General features: G+C 74.3%; 15 protein-coding genes. 10 read left to right on the top strand and 5 right to left on the bottom strand.

Annotation, left to right across the window (positions count from 1 at the left end; genetic code table 11):
- Positions 1 to 965 precede the first annotated feature (965 nt).
- On the top strand, positions 966 to 2,003 hold the full coding sequence (locus F9B16_RS41150; protein ID WP_151545688.1) for a cobalamin-independent methionine synthase II family protein: 1,038 nt from the start codon (positions 966 to 968) through the stop codon (positions 2,001 to 2,003).
- 97 nt (positions 2,004 to 2,100) lie between these two features.
- Entirely contained in the window at positions 2,101 to 2,727 is a 627-nt protein-coding gene (locus F9B16_RS41145; protein ID WP_151545687.1) for an FMN-dependent NADH-azoreductase, read from the top strand.
- Between the two features lie 60 nt (positions 2,728 to 2,787).
- Here the strand turns inward: F9B16_RS41145 and F9B16_RS41140 are convergent, their stop codons facing one another.
- On the bottom strand, positions 2,788 to 4,179 hold the full coding sequence (locus F9B16_RS41140; protein ID WP_151545686.1) for an MFS transporter: 1,392 nt from the start codon (positions 4,177 to 4,179) through the stop codon (positions 2,788 to 2,790).
- Between the two features lie 56 nt (positions 4,180 to 4,235).
- Between F9B16_RS41140 and F9B16_RS41135 the strand changes: the two genes are divergently transcribed.
- The 5 genes from F9B16_RS41135 (at position 4,236) to F9B16_RS41115 (ending at position 8,369) form a co-directional block, all read left to right on the top strand.
- Positions 4,236 to 4,865, top strand: a complete 630-nt coding sequence (locus F9B16_RS41135) for a TetR/AcrR family transcriptional regulator (RefSeq protein ID WP_151545685.1) — start codon at positions 4,236 to 4,238, stop codon at positions 4,863 to 4,865.
- Between the two features lie 75 nt (positions 4,866 to 4,940).
- Complete coding sequence (locus tag F9B16_RS41130; RefSeq protein ID WP_151545684.1) at positions 4,941 to 5,414, top strand: MarR family winged helix-turn-helix transcriptional regulator; 474 nt, start codon at positions 4,941 to 4,943, stop codon at positions 5,412 to 5,414.
- Positions 5,415 to 5,616: 202 nt separating this feature from the next.
- A complete protein-coding gene (locus F9B16_RS41125) occupies positions 5,617 to 6,597 on the top strand; it encodes a zinc-binding dehydrogenase (RefSeq protein WP_151545683.1) in 981 nt (326 codons plus the stop codon).
- 46 nt (positions 6,598 to 6,643) lie between these two features.
- Complete coding sequence (locus F9B16_RS41120) at positions 6,644 to 7,537, top strand: NmrA family NAD(P)-binding protein (protein WP_151545682.1); 894 nt, start codon at positions 6,644 to 6,646, stop codon at positions 7,535 to 7,537.
- A 193-nt stretch (positions 7,538 to 7,730) separates the two neighbouring features.
- A complete protein-coding gene (locus F9B16_RS41115) occupies positions 7,731 to 8,369 on the top strand; it encodes a flavin reductase family protein (protein ID WP_151545681.1) in 639 nt (212 codons plus the stop codon).
- Between the two features lie 44 nt (positions 8,370 to 8,413).
- Here the strand turns inward: F9B16_RS41115 and F9B16_RS41110 are convergent, their stop codons facing one another.
- The gene (locus tag F9B16_RS41110; protein ID WP_151545680.1) at positions 8,414 to 9,169 is read right to left on the bottom strand and encodes an NADPH-dependent F420 reductase; all 756 of its coding nucleotides are present in this window, start codon (positions 9,167 to 9,169) and stop codon (positions 8,414 to 8,416) included.
- A 125-nt stretch (positions 9,170 to 9,294) separates the two neighbouring features.
- On the opposite strand from F9B16_RS41110, the gene F9B16_RS41105 reads away from it, so the two are divergent.
- The 3 genes from F9B16_RS41105 (at position 9,295) to F9B16_RS41095 (ending at position 13,441) form a co-directional block, all read left to right on the top strand.
- Entirely contained in the window at positions 9,295 to 10,125 is an 831-nt protein-coding gene (locus F9B16_RS41105; protein WP_151545679.1) for a helix-turn-helix domain-containing protein, read from the top strand.
- Positions 10,126 to 10,238: 113 nt separating this feature from the next.
- The gene (locus F9B16_RS41100; protein WP_225992394.1) at positions 10,239 to 10,976 is read left to right on the top strand and encodes an ABC transporter ATP-binding protein; all 738 of its coding nucleotides are present in this window, start codon (positions 10,239 to 10,241) and stop codon (positions 10,974 to 10,976) included.
- Positions 10,973 to 13,441: an ABC transporter permease gene (locus tag F9B16_RS41095; RefSeq protein ID WP_151545678.1), complete on the top strand. Its 2,469-nt coding sequence runs from the start codon at positions 10,973 to 10,975 to the stop codon at positions 13,439 to 13,441. The genes F9B16_RS41100 and F9B16_RS41095 overlap by 4 nt, the downstream gene beginning before the upstream one ends.
- Before the next feature lie 11 nt (positions 13,442 to 13,452).
- On the opposite strand, the gene F9B16_RS41090 is transcribed toward F9B16_RS41095, so the two are convergent.
- From F9B16_RS41090 to F9B16_RS41080, 3 genes are all read right to left on the bottom strand, one after another.
- Positions 13,453 to 14,229, bottom strand: a complete 777-nt coding sequence (locus tag F9B16_RS41090) for a DUF4097 family beta strand repeat-containing protein (RefSeq protein ID WP_151545677.1) — start codon at positions 14,227 to 14,229, stop codon at positions 13,453 to 13,455.
- A 3-nt stretch (positions 14,230 to 14,232) separates the two neighbouring features.
- Positions 14,233 to 14,874 carry a response regulator gene (locus tag F9B16_RS41085; RefSeq protein WP_151545676.1) on the bottom strand — a complete coding sequence of 214 codons (642 nt, stop codon included), beginning with the start codon at positions 14,872 to 14,874 and terminating at the stop codon, positions 14,233 to 14,235.
- Positions 14,862 to 15,527: sensor histidine kinase (locus tag F9B16_RS41080; RefSeq protein WP_192809236.1), on the bottom strand; the 666-nt coding region annotated here is incomplete at its 5' end. The genes F9B16_RS41080 and F9B16_RS41085, both read right to left, overlap by 13 nt.

Raw genomic sequence — 15,527 nt, 5'->3', positions numbered from 1 at the left:
GCCCTGGCGCGGCGCCGCGCGGCCGTCGCCGGGCCCGCGGCGGCCCGTGCTCAGCGTGTGGGCGCGCCGGACGAGGTCTGCGGACACCGCACTGGCGCCACCAGAACGAACGTGCGCATCATGGCCCCCCAATCTCGCGCATTAGCCCCCGAAGCCGCCGATAATCTTCGACTACGTCAACGTAGACAGGGCGTTCGCGGGCAGCAAGCCCCAAATCCCCTATTTCGGGTTTATGACCGATAGCGGACAGGGAAAAACTCGCACCATATGAACCGCGTCGCAGGGCCTCCGGGCTGCTGTCTAGCGCTTGTTCGGCCCGGCGTCGATCACATGGTGCGAGCCGCTTCGAGTTATCAGGAACTGACAGTTCGGAGTCCCTCTCGCCGCTCCAGAACGTCACAAATTCGTTCTCGCGCGTATGGCAATAGTTGTCGCCGAGTTCTCTTTTCGCTGGTCACGGCCGCTCACGCCGAATGGCCGCTGTCGCAGGTGTCGGATGGGTCAACTTTCACAGCCGCCGGGCTGAGCGATGCTGGAGTTGCTCCTGTTGCTGGTGAGACTGCCAATCGAGTCGACGGCCGGGACGGCCGGCCGCTCGTCGGCGACGCGATGCGCCGCCACCCGGCAGTGCGCCTCACGCTGATCAACTCCGCGAACTTCCGAAAAAGCTGCCGCACCATTTTGGGATTTAACAGCGAACCTGAAGGACCGTCCGGTCTCCAGTAAGGAAATAAACACCTGTGAAAGCCGCCCGGGCAAGAGGGCTCCGGCGGTGCCGCCATTCCGAGCGGGGCGCCGGTCAGGCCACGTCCGCCCCGCCGATTCGCCCGCAAGACCCGGCCCCCGCCCCACCTCGACCGAAACCGCCTTTCCGGACACCTCTCCGTCCTCGCCCGGGCGGCGGTGAGGGCTTTGATTACTCGAAGTAATTGTTCGCGTGCGATGCGTGTTCCTAGGCTCGCGGCATGGCCCTACCCACCGAGCCCATCGGCAGCATCCCCCGCCCGGCCGAGCTGCTGAGCGGCTCCTCGCCGGCGACGTCCGCCGCCATCGACCGCGCCGTCCGCGACACCGTCCAGCGCCTTGAGGAACTGGGGTCGCCGGTGGTGTCCGACGGAGAGCAGGCCAAACCGAGCTTCGCCACCTATCCGCTCGCGGGCCTGCCCGGCCTGGCGGACGACGGCGTGGTGATCCCGTTCGCGGACGGCCACCAGCGGCGGCTCCCGCAGCTGACGGGCGGTCCCTTCCGCTACGGCGGCCACGCCGTGGAGTACCTGCGGGCGGCTCAGCGCCACGCGAGCGTTCCCGTCAAGCAGGCGGTGGTCGCCCCGTCGATGCTGAGCCTGCTGTATCCGGCCGGCGGCATCGACGGATACCCGGCCAGGCAGTTCCTCGACGACCTGGCCGACGAGGCCGAGGCCGACATCCGCTCCTGCCTGGACGCCGGCGCGCACGTCGTGCAGCTCGACTTCACCGAGGCGCGGCTGTCGCTAAAGCTGGACCCCTCCGGCGGCCTGCTGGACACCCTCATCGCGCTCAACAACCAGGTGCTCGACCGCTTCTCTCCTGACGAGCGCGCCCGGATCGGCGTGCACACGTGCCCGGGCGCGGACATGGACTCCACGCACAGCCTCGACATCGACTACGCCGCGCTGCTGCCCAGGCTGTTCCACCTCAGGGCCGGCGCCTTCTACCTCCAGATGGCCGGGGAGAGCGACCCCGACCGCGCCCTGAGCATCGTCGCCGACCACCTTCCGTCCGACGCCCGCGTCTTCATCGGCGTCACCGACCCGATCGACCCCGCCGTCGAGACGCCCGAGCAGGTCCGCGACCGGGTCTTGGCCGCCGCGCGGCACCTTCCCGCGGACCGGCTCGGCACCTGTGACGACTGCGGCTTCGCGCCCTTCGCCGACGACGTCTCCACGTCGCGGGAGACCGCGTTCGCGAAGGTCGCCGCCCGTCTCCAGGGCACGGCGCTGGCCGCCGAGGCGCTGGGGGTGTAGGGCGGACCGGCCGAGCCGCCCCTTGCTAAGTGGACTGTGGTCCGTTAATCTCCCGGGGAGATACGGACTGTAGTCCGGTTAGTGAAGGGATCGGGATATGAGCCGTCTGCTGCACGTTTCCGCCTCGCCGCGCGGGGAGGCGTCGGAGTCCCTGGCGCTCGCCGCCGCGTTCCTCGACGCCTACCGCGAGACCCACCCCGGCGACACCGTCGACCACCACGACCTCTGGGACGGCACGCTCCCGGAGTTCGGCCCCGCCGGAGCCGGAGCCAAGATGACCGTCTTCGGGGGCGCCGACCCGTCCGGCGCCCAGGAGCGCGCCTGGGCCGCCGCCCGCGCGGTCTTCGAGCGCTTCGACTCCTACGACCGCTACCTGTTCAGCGTCCCCATGTGGAACTCGGGCGTGCCGTACATCCTCAAGCAGTTCATCGACGTGGTCTCCCAGCCGGGCTGGGTGTTCGGCTTCGACGCCGAACGCGGCTACACCGGTCTCCTGCGGGGCAAGAAGGCGGCCGTCGTCTACACGAGCGCCGTCTACGGGGACGGCCGCGGGCCGGCCTTCGGCGCCGACTTCCAGAGCGCCTTCTTCGAGGACTGGCTGCGCTGGGCCGGGGTCGAGGACATCACCACCGTGCAGTTCCGTCCCAACCTCGCCACCGCCGACGCCGAGACGGGACGCCGCGAAGCCCACGCCCGCGCCCGCGAGGAGGGCAAGCGCTTCTGACGGGACCCGCCGCCCGGGCCCGCCGGACCGTCCGGCGGCCTCGGGCGCGGCGCCCGGGAGTCAGGCCGGACGTCCGGCGGCTTCCGGGCGCAGCCGGCGGGCGAGGAGCATGCCGCCGGCGGCGAGCAGCCCGGTCAGGACGAAGACGCCCAGCAGCGTGGTCCGCATCGAGGAGTCGTGGTCCTGGCCGAAGGCGATGGCCGCTCCGCCCAGCCCGGCGACCACGGCCGTGGCGAAGGTCTGGGCGAGCTGGAGCGCGCCGCTCGCCTCGCCCTGCCGTCCGGCGGGGACGTGCCGCAGCGTCTGGGTGGTGGAGGCGTTGAACGCGACGCCCATACCGAGCCCGCCGATCGACCATCCGAGCAGGGCCGTCCATGCGGGGAGCGCGCTGGTCAGGGTCGTCACCGCGATCAGCGCGACCCCGGCGGCGAGGACGGCGAGGCCGGCCGCGGTGGCGGCGGCGCGCGGGGCGCCGCCGGCGTCCCTCCTGGCCTGGAGCGCCGAGCCGGCCACCCAGGTGATCGCCCCGGCCGACAGTCCGAGGCCCGACGCGGTGGCGCTCATGCCCCGCAGCTCCTGCAGGCCGAGCGGAAGGAACGCCTCGGTGCCGAAGTACGCCCCGCACAGCAGGGCGCGGACGGCGACGCCGGCCCCGAGGCCGCGGCGGGCGCTCAGCGTGCCCGGGGGCGTCACCCAGCGCAGCGCGGGAACCGTGACGAGGACGCCGGCGGCGGCCAAGATGATCAGGGCGGCGGCGTCGGTCAGCAGCAGTGCCTGCAGCAGGACGCCGGTCCCCGCGGTGAGCAGCACGGCGCTGCCGAGCGGGCGCCTCCACCAGGGCAGCGCGGTACGCGGGGCCTCGGTGCCGCCGGACCGCCGCAGCGCGCGCAACGGGGGCAGGGTGAGCGCGGCGGCGATGGCGATGATCGGCAGGATGAGCACGAACACCGACCGCCAGGTGGCGTGTTCGGCGAGGGTGCCGGTGGTGGCGGGGCCGACCAGCGACGGGATGGTCCAGGCCGACGACAGCAGGGCGTACATCCGGGCCCGCAGGTGCTCGGGGTAGGCCAGCCCGATCACCGTGTAGGCCATGGCCATCACCGCGCCCACGCCGAGCCCCTGGCAGAAGCGGCCGACCAGGAACAGCGGCCACGTGGGCGCGGCTCCGGCCACCGCGCAGCCGGCCGCGAGCGCCGCCATGCCCCAGGCCATCGGACGCAGCGGACCGCGCCGGTCGGCGGCCCTCCCGGCGACGACGGTGCCGATGACGTTGGCCAGCATGAGGGCCGACAGGCCCCAGCCGTAGGCGCCGAGGCCGTCGAGGTCCTCGGCGATGCCGGGCAGGACGGTCGCCACGCCGAGGGACTCCAGGGCGACGAGGCCGACCGACAGCAGGACGCCCAGCGTCAGCGCCCGGTGGGCGTCGCCGAACACGCCGTCGTGCGGGATCATGGCAGCCTCCAGTTACGTTTCGTTCCGGAACGGAACATAACCCTTATACTGCCCTCATGGCCGAGTCGACAAGCCGCCCGACCCCGTCCGCCGGCGGGCGCCCCCGCGACGCCCGCATCGACGACGCGGTCCGGCGGGCGGTCGTCGAGATCCTCAACGAGGCCGGCTACAGTGGCCTGACGATGGAGGCGGCGGCGGCGCGCGCCGGCACCACGAAGCCCGCCATCCGCCGCCGCTGGCGCTCCCGCCAGCACCTCGTCATCGACGCGCTGGCCACCACCATCGGCACCGCGCCCACGCCGGACACCGGCTGCACCCATTGCGATCTCATCGCCGGGATCAGCACGCTCAGCGACGCGTTCACCACCGCGCTCGGCCGCAGGGCGCTGCCCGCGCTCGTCGCCGACCTCGCGGGCGACCCCGCGCTCGAGCGGCACTTCTTCGAGCTCTTCTTCCACCCGCGCCGGGCGACCACCGCCGCCGCGCTCCGCCGCGGCATCGAGCGGGGCGACCTGTGGCCCGGCATCGACGTCGACCTCCTGCTGGACATGCTCGCCTCGACGACCTACTACCGGGTGCTCTTCGGGCACCTGCCCGTCACGCCCGAGCTCGCCGCGGACGTCGTGGGCGTGATCCTGTCCGGCGTCGCCACCGACCAGTGGCGCGGCTGCCACCCGGCCGGGTGACGGAGGCCCCCTTGCGGGGTGCCGGGCGAGCGATTATGGTTGGTTGAGTCAAACCAACTAATCGGGGGTGCGACGGTGACGGCAGACGGCCCGGGCCGGGACGACCGGCGAAAGTCCGCCGACCGCGTGGCGGCGGCGCTCGCGACGGTCGGCAACTGGATGTTCGCCCCGGCCACCCGGCGGCGGATCATGGCGGCCTCGGGGCTCGAGATGTCGCTGGGGGACTACACCCTGCTCGCGCAGGTCTCGCTGCACGGGCCGGTGCGGCTGTCGGTGCTGGCCGGGCTGATGGAGGTGGACAAGTCCACGCTCTCGCCGCCCGCCAAGCGCCTGGAGACGCGCGGGTTCATCGAGCGGCGGCCCGACCCGGCCGACGCCAGGGCGCAACTGGTGAGCGTCACCCGGGAGGGCAGGCTCGCCATCCGCGAACTCTGGAAAGCGCGCGCGGAGGCCGTCGCCGCGCTCATGTCCGACTGGGAACCGGCCGACATCGAGCACCTGGCCGAAGGGCTCGGTGCGTTCGCCGAAGCCATCAAGAAGAACTCGTAAGCCATCAAGAAGAACTCGTAGCGGATCCCTGATCGCGCGCTGACCGCCCTCAGCGCGCCCTGCCTCCCTGCCCTCCTCGCGCCGCGTCCTGCCGGCCCGCGATGACCCGTGCCCGGTCACGCGTGGGTTCCCCTGCCCGGCCGAGCCCGACCGTCCGCCGGCCCTCGCCGGCGTCCCCGATGACCACGAAGTGGGAGACCACATGCGTTCTGTTGTGCTGCCCGAATTCGGTCCGCCGGACCGGCTGCGCGTCGTGGAGACGCCCGAGCCCCGGCCGGGCCCCGGCCAGGTCGCGGTGCGCGTGGCCGCCGTGGGCGTCCAGTTCTTGGAGACCCAGATCCGCTCTGGGGTGATGCGCGGAGCGCTGGGCGGCGCGCCGCTGCCGGTGGTCCTGGGCAAGGAGGTCGCGGGCCGGGTGAGCGCGGTCGGCCCGGACGGCGACGCGGCGCTCGTCGGCACGCGGGTCCTGGCCGGCACCGCGGGAACCGGCGGGTACGCCGAGGTCGCGGCCGTCCCCGCCGACTCGCTCGTCCCGGTGCCGGACGACCTGGACCTGCAAGACGCACTCGCCCTCTACCGGTACGGCGCGACGGCCCAGGGCCTCGTCCAGGCGGCCCGCGTCTCCGCCGGGGATCGTGTGCTGGTGCTGGCCGCGGCGGGGGCCGTCGGCACCGTCCTGCTGCAGTTGCTGAAACACGCCGGTGCCACGGTCGTCGGCGCCGCGCGCGGGGAGCACAAGCTGGCGCTGGCCCGGAAACTGGGAGCCGACCACGCGGTCGACTACTCGCTCCCCGGCTGGCCCGGCGAGGTCCGCGAGGCCGCCGGCGGTTCCGTCGACGTCGTCTTCGACCATGTCGGCGGCGAGCTCGGCCGCGCGTCGTTCGATCTGCTCACGCCGGGCTCCGGCCGGCAGGTCGTGTTCGGGTTCTCCGGCGGCACGCCGCTGGACGTGCGGCCCATGGAGCTGCTGGGCCGGGGCCTGACTCTCACCGGCTTCAGCGCGGGACCCATCTGGAGCAGGCCCGACCACGCCCGTGCCCTGGTGACCGAGGTCCTCGGCCTGGCTTCCGCGGGGTCCCTCACGCCGGTGGTCGGCCGGCGGTTCCCGCTGGAGGGGGCGGCCGACGCACACGCCGCCGTCGAGGCGCGCGACACCGTCGGCAAGACCCTGCTCGTCCCTTGAACGCCTGGAAACAGGTTTCGATCAATCCCCATCTAGGAGAAACGGCATGTCAGAGAAGATCTTCGTGGCCGGAGCGACCGGGCTGCTGGGCGGACGGATCGTCAGCGCCCTCCTCGACCAGGGCGCGTCCGTCCGGGCCCTGGTGCGGCCGGGCGTGGACGGCGAGAAGAAGGCGGCGATCGGCGCGCTCCAGGCCCGCGGCCTGGAGGTGGTCGAGGGCGACATCACCGGCCCGGTGGGGGCGCTGGCCGACGCGGTCGGGGACGCCACCACGGTGGTCTCGGCCGTGCAGGGCGGCCCCGAAGTGATCGTGGACGGCCAGGTCAACCTCGTGCGCGCCGCCGAGAAGGCGGGCGCGGGACGCTTCATCCCGTCCGATTTCGCCGTCGATGTGACCAAGCTGGACGACGGCGACAACTTCATGATCGACTGGCGCCGCCGGGCCGCCGCCTCGTACGGCACCGCCGGCATCACCGTGGCCTCCGTGCTCAACGGGGCGTTCTACGAGGTCATGCTCGGTTTCATGGGGATCGTGGACTGGGAGCGCGGCACGCTGTCGCACTGGGGCGACCCCGACCAGCCGCTCGACCTGACCTCGGTGGACGACACGGCCGCCTACACCGCCGCCGTCGCGCTCGACCCCGCCGCCACCGGCACGCTCCGGTTCGCGGGGGAGGTCGTCTCGTTCCGCGGGTTCCACGAGGCGGTCCAGCGGGGTTCCGGCCGGCGGCTGGAGCTGCGCACCCTCGGCACCGCCGACGAGCTGCGCGCCGAGATCGAGCGCCAGGCCGGGCTCACCGAGAACCCGTTCGACTACGTGGCGCTCCAGTACCAGTGGTGCATGGTGAGCGGGAAGGCCAAGTTCGACACCCTGGACAACGCCAGGTACCCGCAGGTCACGCCCACGTCGCTGGCCGACTTCGTGCGCACCTCGGGCTGATCCCGCCGCCCGTGCCGGCGGCCGTGTCGCGAGGGGGCGGCCGCCGGCACGGGCGCGTCCCGGGCCCCGCCCGGCCGGAACCTGACGTCGCATTCCCGCCAGCGGAGCCCGCCTGGCTCGCGGGAGAGTCGGTGGAGGCTCGCCGCTCAGGTCGCGGGCCGCTCTCCCCGGCTCTCTGCGAAAGGCGCTGTGCATGCACGTCGTCCCCGGACTCAAGGTGCTGTACTTCGGAACTCCGGTGGTGCTGATCAGCTCGGTGAACGCCGACGGCACGGCGAACCTCGCGCCGATGTCGTCCGCGTGGTGGCTGAACCAGTCGTGCGTGCTGGGCCTCGGCAACAGCGCCCGGACCACGGCGAACCTGCTGCGCGACGGCGACTGCGTGCTCAACCTGCCCTCGTCGGCGCTGGTCGACGCCGTCGACCGGCTCGCGCTCACCACCGGGCGGCCGGACGTGCCGGACCACAAGGCCGCGCAGGGCTACCGGTACGAGCCGGACAAGTTCGCCGCCGCCGGGCTGACCGAGCAGGCGTCGGACCTGGTCCGCGCGCCGCGGGTCGCGGAGTGCCCGATCCAGCTGGAGTGCCGGGTCGTCTCGGCCCATCCCGTCGGCCGGCCCTCCCCGCAGGCCACCGCCTTCCAGGTCGAGGTCCTGCGCGCCCACGTCGAGGAGGACCTGGTCATCCCCGGGACGAGCCACGTGGACCCGCTCGGCTGGGACCCGCTGATCATGAAGTTCTGCGAGTTCTTCGGCGGCGGCGAGAACGTCCACCCGTCCCGGCTCGCCGAAGGCTGGAACATGCCGCACGACCTCCGGACGGCGGCCGGCTGAGCCGGGGGACCGCCGCCCGGTGGACTCCGCGTCGCCTGACCCGGCTAGCCCGGGAGGTCGTCGTTGGGGAGCCTGGCCTCGCCCGCACGCCGGCGGACCGCGACCTCGATGAGCTTCCGCACGTGCGCAGCGGGGACGGTGACGCCGGGCGTCTCGAACGTCCAACGCAGGAACTCCTCGACGCTCATAGCCGGCACCTCGCCGAGATAGGGACGGACGTACACCGGCGTGTCCGGTTCGCTGCGCCAGCTGCCGGCGAGCGGGCCGATGTCGACCGCGTCGAAACCGAGGACGTCCAGCAGCCGGGTGGCCTCCGCCTTCGCCCCGGCGTCGTCGCCGGCGACGGGCAGGGCGCTCCGGTCCGCGGCGCCCGCGGGCCGCGCGAGGGAGACGATCTGGTGCGGGGTGATGGTGTTGAACGCCTTGACCACCCGCGAACCCGCGAGGTGGCGCTGCAGGAGGGCGCTGGACGTCAGCTCGCCCGCGTCCAGCTCGGGAAGGTGGCCGTCCCGTTCGGGGTAGTAGTTCGCGGTGTCCAGGACCGTCTTGCCCGCCAGCGCCTCGGCGGGGAGCCGGTCGTAGGCGCTGAACGGGACGGCCGCCACCACCAGGTCCGCGGCGCGCGCGGCTTCCGCCGGTGCGGCGGCGCGGGCACGCTCGCCGAGGTCGGCGACGAGGCCGGCGAGGGTCTCGGGGCCGCGCGAGTTGCTGAGGACGACCTCCAGTCCCGCGGCGACGGCCAGGCGGGCCACGGCCGAGCCGATCATTCCGCTGCCGATGAGTCCGAGCGTCAGGGGCACGGCTTTCTCCGTTTCGTCGGGAATCGCTCACCGGCCAGCGTGGAGCGGGCACGGCCGCCCGGCCAGCACCACCGCGTGCCTACGCACGGCGTGATCACCCGCCGCGCCGCGCGTAGAGTGATCGCGTGGACGACCGCGCGGAACTGAGCGGGTTCCTCAGATCGCGCCGGGCCCGGCTGCGTCCCGAGGACGTCGGGCTGCGCGACTACGGGGGCGTGCGCCGGGTCGCGGGCCTGCGGCGCGAGGAGCTGGCCCGGCTCGCCGGGGTGAGCATCGCCCACTACACCCGGCTCGAACAGGGCAGGGCCGGCAGCGTCTCCGACGAGATCCTCGACGCCGTGGGCGCGGCGCTGCGCCTCGACGCCGACGAGCGGACCTACCTGCACCGGATCGCCCGGCGCCCGCGGTCGTGCGCCGCGCCCGAGGACGGGCCGGAGGTGCCCCGGGGCCTGCGCCACCTGCTGCGGTCGTTCGAGATGACGCCCGCCCTCGCGATCGGCCGGCACACCCAGATCGTCGGCTGGAACCGGCTCGCCGCGGCGGTGTTCGGCGACTTCGCCGCGCTGCCGGCGTCCCGCCGCACCCTCACCCACCTGCTGTTCGCCGAGCCGTACCTGCGCGAGCTGCACGAGGCCGACTGGGAGCGGACGGCGCGCGAGCACGTGGCGCACCTGCGCGTCCTGCTCGGACGGTTCCGCGGCGACGCCGCCCTGACCGCGCACGTCGACGGCATGCGCGAGCTGAGCCCCGACTTCGCCCGGATGTGGGCGGAGCATTCGGTGGCCCAGGTCCGGTCCCGTTCGTACCGGCTGCACCACCCCGTCGTGGGCCGCCTCACCCTGCACGGCGAGCGCGTCGCCCTCCCCGACGAGCCGTCCTGCGTCGGCCTGGACCTGTTCGCCGCGGAGCCGGGCTCGCCGTCCGAACGGGCCCTGCGCGAGCTCGCGAACCGGTAGGACGGCGCCGCCGTCTGGTGCCCGGACCAGAGGCGGCCTGGTGCTGGATACAGGGTCGAATCGGGTCCGCGCGTCATGGTCCCGGCAGGGTCCCGGAACCTACCGTCGAGATCATGAAAACCGACGTCATGGTGCGGATCAGCCAGGTCAGCAAGACCTACGGCCGCCGCGACAACCGGGTGGCCGCGCTGGACGGCGTCTCGGTCGCGTTCCCGGCCGGGCGGTTCACCGCCGTCATGGGCCCTTCGGGGTCGGGGAAGTCCACCCTCCTCCAGTGCGCCGCCGGGATCGACCGCGTCGACGCCGGTGAGGTGGAGCTGGCCGGGACCGCGCTGAACCGGCTGAGCGAGAGCGCGCTGACGAAACTGCGCCGTGACCGCATCGGTTTCGTCTTCCAGGCGTTCAACCTCGTGCCGTCGCTGACGGCCCGGCAGAACGTCGCGCTGCCGCTGATGCTCGCGGGCAGGCGGCCGAAGCGCCGCGACGTGGACGCCGCGCTGGACCGGCTGGGCCTGGCGGAGCGGCGCCGGCACCGGCCCGGTGAGATGTCGGGCGGCCAGCAGCAGCGGGTCGCGATCGCCCGCGCGCTGGTGACGCGCCCCCAGGTGCTGTTCGCCGACGAGCCCACCGGCGCGCTGGACTCCCGCTCCTCCCGCGAGGTGATGACGCTGCTCCGGGAGCTGGTGGACCGTGAAGGGCAGACGATCGTGATGGTCACGCACGACCCCGTCGCGGCGTCGTTCGCCGACGAGGTGCTGTTCCTCGCCGACGGCCGGATCGCCGGGAGCCTGGAGGCCCCGACGCCGGACCTGGTCGCGGCGCGCATCACGAAGCTGGAGGGGGAGCGATGATCCGGATCGCGCTGGCCACGCTGCGCAACCGCGCGGCGAGCTACGCCGGGGCCTTCCTGGCGCTGACCCTGGGCACCGCCATCATCGCGATGACGGCCCTCACCCTGGCGGCGGTGTCCTCCGCCGGGTTCCACGGCCCGCAGCGGTACGCGCAGGCCCCGGCAGTCGTCACCGCGCCGGTCACGCTGACGCTGAAGGACGACGACGGCGACCCGCGCGAGTTCCCGCTGAGCCGGCCGAAGCCGCTGTCCCCGCAGGCCGTGCAGGCCCTGTCCGGCACCGGCCGGACGGTGCCGGACCGGACGTTCTCCGCGCAGGTCACCGGCGGCCCGGACGACCAGGTCGGCCACCCCTGGAGCACCGCCGCGTTCACCCCGTACCGGCTGGTGAAGGGGCACGCGCCCGCGTCGTCCCGGGAGATCGTCGTCGGCGGCGGTGCCCCGGAACTGGTCGGCGGGACCGTCCGGGTCGCCACCGGCGCCGGCTTCGGCGAGTACACGGTCGCCGGGGTCACCGCCCCGGCGTGGTTCGAGCACGCCGTGTTCTTCGCCGACGCGGAGGCGGCACGGCTCTCACCGCAGGTCAACGCGGTCGTCGCGTACGGCCCGGCGGCGTCGGTGCGCGCCGCCGTCCAGGGGACCGGCGCGCGGGTGCTCACCGGCGGGGACCGGCTGCTGGCCGAACGCGACCAGAACGGCGGCCGCGACCAGCTCCGCGACGCCGAAGGGATGGCCGGGACGTCGATGATGCTGGTCGCGTTCGTCGTGGTCTTCGTCGTCATCGCCACGTTCGCCTTCGTGGTCGAGCAGCGGCGCCGGGAGATGGCGCTGCTGCGGACCGTGGGCGCGACGCCGGGGCAGGTGCGCCGCATGGTGCTCGCCGAGGCGTTCCTGCTGGCCGTCCTCGCCTCCGCCCTCGGCTGCGCGGCCGGCGTCCGGCTGACCGGGGTGCTGCGCGGCTGGATGGTGGACCACGGCGTCGCGCCGTCCTGGCTCCAGGTGGACGCCCGTCCCGTCCCGCTGGTGATCTCGTTCTTCCTGGGGCTGCTGGCGGCGGTGATCGGGACGGCGGTGGTGTCGTGGCGGGCCGGACGCGTCCGTCCGGCGGAGGCGCTGCGCGAGGCCGCCGGACGGCGCCGGGCGGCCACGCCGGTGCGGCTCGTCCTCGGCGGCGTGCTGCTCGCGCTCGGCGTCCAGAAGAGCGCCGCCGTCGCCGGCGGCGACCAGGTCTCGGCGCTCAGCATGCAGAACTACCTGTTCGTCCCGGTCCTGCTCGTGGGCGGCTGCGCGCTGCTGACCCCGCTGCTGGTCCGTCCCGTCCTGGCCGCGCTGGCCTGGCCGCTGCGCCGGCTGGGCGCGGGCGCGATGGTCGTCCGCGAGGGCGCGCTGTTCGCCGGGCGGCGCACCGCCGCGGTCGCCACCCCGGTCGTGCTGGCCGTCGGGCTCGGCGCGGCGCTGTTCACGGCGCAGGACGCGGCGAACGCCGCGAACGCGGCCGGGCTGCGCGCCGGGAGCAGCGCCGACTACGTCCTGTCCGCGCAGGGCGACGGCGAGATCGGCTCGGCCGTCGTCGACCGGGTGCGCGCCGTCAAGGGCGCCACGGTCGCCGTCTACACGCCCGCCGAAGTGCGGCTGAGCGGCGACGGCGACCGCTACCTCGGCACGCTCTCGGCCTTCGCAGTCGACGCCGGGGAGCTGGCCGCGACGCGGCGCCCTGCCGTCGTGGGCGGGTCCATGGGACGCCTCGGCGGCGACTTCCTGGTCCTGGACCGCGACAGCGCGCGGGAGTTCGGCGTCCGCACCGGCGACCGGGTCCGGGCCGGGCTGCCGGACGGCACGTCCGTGCCGCTGCGCGTCGCCGCCCAGACCCGCACCACGGTCACCGGTGAGATCGGCTACGTCCCCGCCGCCTTCACCGGCGGGGCCCGCCCGACGCAGATCGAGGTGAAGGTGGCGGCGGGCGGCGACGCCACCGCGGTGGCCGCGGCGCTGCGTGCGGCCGTCCGCGACCAGCCGGTGCGGCTGTCCACGCGGGCGTCGCTGCTCGACGCTGAGCAGGCCGAGCAGCAGCGCAAGACCAGGCTCGCCACCGGGAACGTGTTCGGGATCGCGCTCGCGTTCGCCCTGCTCGCTATCGCGAACACCCTGGTGATGGCGGCCCCGGACCGGCGCCGCGAGCTGTCGGCCCTCACGCTGGCGGGCGCCACGCGGCGGACGACGCTGACGTTCGTGGCCGCCGAGACCGTCGTGGCGACCGTCGCCGGGGTCGTCCTCGCCGGCGCGGCGGCGGCCGCCGTCGTGGCGGGCCAGCGGGCGGCGCTGACCAGCCTGGTGGGCGGCTTCCCGATGACCGTCCCGTGGACGTCGGTCCTCGCGGTCACGGCCCTGTGCGCGGTGACCGCCGTGGGCACCTCCGTCGTCGCGACCCGCCTCCTCGTCGGCGGGCCCGCCCCGCGCGGCGAGTGAACAGCGCGACGTCAGCCGGCCCGCAGCCGCACGTCACCGCTGTTGCTGCGGGCCTCCAGGACGGACGGGGAAGCGGCGTCCGCCGGGACGGTGACGTCCCGCCGGCCGGAGACGGTGTCGGCGCCGATCCGGTACCGGCCCTGGGGGACCGTCACCACGATGTCGCCGGTATTGGTCGTGACGGCCGCCCGGCCCGGCGCGGCGGCGAACGCCAGCCGGACGTCGCCGGTGTTGGTCCGCGCGTCGACGGCGGGCGACCGCAGCGCCGTGGCCGTCACCTCGCCCGAGACGGTCGTCGCGCGGACGCGCCCGCCGACGCCCCGCAGGTCGAGATCGCCGCTGCCGGACGTCCACGACACCGCGCCGGTGAGCCCGGCCACCGTCACGTCGCCCGTGTCGGCGCGCACCTCGATTCCGGTGCCCGCCGGAACCCGCAGGACGACCTCGGCCTCGCAGCGCGTGACCCGGTCGCCGTCCCCGTCGCGGCAGCCGCCGGCGAGCCGGAGCCGGTCCCCGTCCCAGGTCTCCTTCAGGTCGAGGGTCCGCCCGTCCCGGGTCCGCCGCTCGACGTCGACGCGCCCGTTCCCGCCCGCGCCGACCAGCACGTGGCCGCTGTCGAACTCCACGACCACCTCCGTCACCGCGTGGACGCGCGAGTACCGGACGGTCTGCGGCGCGGGCTCGTCCGAGCCGCTCAGCCACACCCGCCCGCCGACGGTCCCGGCGCCCACCAGCGCGACGGTGACGGCCCCGCCGAACGCGATCCAGGCGGCGCGCAGGGCCTTCAACGCTCACGCACCGCTGAGGAACTTCAGCACGGCCAGGACGCGGCGATGGTCCTGGGCCGTGCCGGGCAGCTCGAACTTGGCGAAGATGTTCGCGACGTGCTTGGCGACGGCGCTCTCGCTCACCACCAGCTCCTCGGCGATCCCGCCGTTGGAGCGGCCCTCCGCCATCAGCCGCAGCACGTCGTGCTCGCGGGGCGTCAGCCGGTCGAGCGGGCGGTCGCTGCGGCTGAGCAGCTGCGACACCACCTCCGGGTCGATCACCGTCCCGCCCCCGGCGACGCGGCGCACCGCGGCCAGGAACTCCTCCATGTCCGCGACCCGGTCCTTCAGCAGGTAGCCGAAGCCGCTGGTGTCGCCCCGGAGCAGTTGCGCGGCATGCCGCTCCTCGACGTACTGCGACAGCACCAGCACGCTCGGCCGGGGCCCCTGCCCCCGCAGTTTCAGCGCGGCGCGCAGGCCCTCGTCGGTGTGGGTGGGCGGCATCCGCACGTCCACGACGACCAGGTCGGGATCGTGCTCGCCGACGGCCGCGAGCAGCGCGTCGGCGTCCTCCACCGCCGCGGCGACGGCCAGGCCGCCGAGCTCCAGCAGCCGGACCAGGCCCTCGCGCAGCAGGAACGAGTCTTCGGCGATCACAATGCGCATGGCAGTTCCACGGTCAGGCGGGTCGGGCCGCCGGTCGGACTGGACAGGGTCAGGGTGCCGTCGACCGACGCGACCCGCCGGGACAGCCCGGCCAGGCCGCTGCCGCCCACGGCATCGGCGCCGCCGCGGCCGTCGTCGGCGACCGTCAGCACGATCCGGTCGCCGCGGCGCGCGAGGACGACCTCGGCGCCGGACGCGCCGGAATGCTTGACCACGTTGGTGAGCGCCTCGGAGACGACGAAGTAGGCGACCGACTCCAGCGCCGGGGGGAGCCGTCCGGGCAGGTCCACCCGGACGTCCACGGGGATCGGCGTGCGGCCCGCGAGCCCGGACAGCGCCGCGTCGAGCCCCAGCTCGTCGAGCACGGCGGGATGCAGGCCGCGGATGAAGCCGCGCAGCTCGGTCAGCGCCAGCTTGGCCTCCTCGTGGGAGCCGGCGATGACGTCCCGGGCGGGTTCGGGCAGGTCCTTGAGCATCGCGCGGGCGATGCCGAGGTTCATCGCCAGCGACACCAGCCGCTGCTGGGCGCCGTCGTGCAGGTCCCGCTCGATCCGGCGGCGCTCGGCGTCGGCGGCCTCGACCGCCGCGGCCCGGCTCGCGGCCAGCCCGGACATCCGGCGGGCCGCCGCGGCGCGCTCCTGCCGCCGCGTCGG

It is taken from the genome of Actinomadura montaniterrae, assembly GCF_008923365.1.
Lineage (GTDB): Bacteria > Actinomycetota > Actinomycetes > Streptosporangiales > Streptosporangiaceae > Spirillospora > Spirillospora montaniterrae.
The sequence above is the reverse complement of the archived record's forward strand: the minus strand, read 5'-3'. Positions and strand labels throughout refer to the sequence as shown.

Coding starts and splice junctions, on each gene's coding strand:
- F9B16_RS41150 (WP_151545688.1), top strand. CDS start 966: ATGGCCCTACCCACCGAGCCCATCGGCAGCATCCCCCGCCCGGCCGAG.
- F9B16_RS41145 (WP_151545687.1), top strand. CDS start 2,101: ATGAGCCGTCTGCTGCACGTTTCCGCCTCGCCGCGCGGGGAGGCGTCG.
- F9B16_RS41140 (WP_151545686.1), bottom strand. CDS start 4,179: ATGATCCCGCACGACGGCGTGTTCGGCGACGCCCACCGGGCGCTGACG.
- F9B16_RS41135 (WP_151545685.1), top strand. CDS start 4,236: ATGGCCGAGTCGACAAGCCGCCCGACCCCGTCCGCCGGCGGGCGCCCC.
- F9B16_RS41125 (WP_151545683.1), top strand. CDS start 5,617: ATGCGTTCTGTTGTGCTGCCCGAATTCGGTCCGCCGGACCGGCTGCGC.
- F9B16_RS41120 (WP_151545682.1), top strand. CDS start 6,644: ATGTCAGAGAAGATCTTCGTGGCCGGAGCGACCGGGCTGCTGGGCGGA.
- F9B16_RS41115 (WP_151545681.1), top strand. CDS start 7,731: ATGCACGTCGTCCCCGGACTCAAGGTGCTGTACTTCGGAACTCCGGTG.
- F9B16_RS41100 (WP_225992394.1), top strand. CDS start 10,239: ATGAAAACCGACGTCATGGTGCGGATCAGCCAGGTCAGCAAGACCTAC.
- F9B16_RS41095 (WP_151545678.1), top strand. CDS start 10,973: ATGATCCGGATCGCGCTGGCCACGCTGCGCAACCGCGCGGCGAGCTAC.
- F9B16_RS41085 (WP_151545676.1), bottom strand. CDS start 14,874: ATGCGCATTGTGATCGCCGAAGACTCGTTCCTGCTGCGCGAGGGCCTG.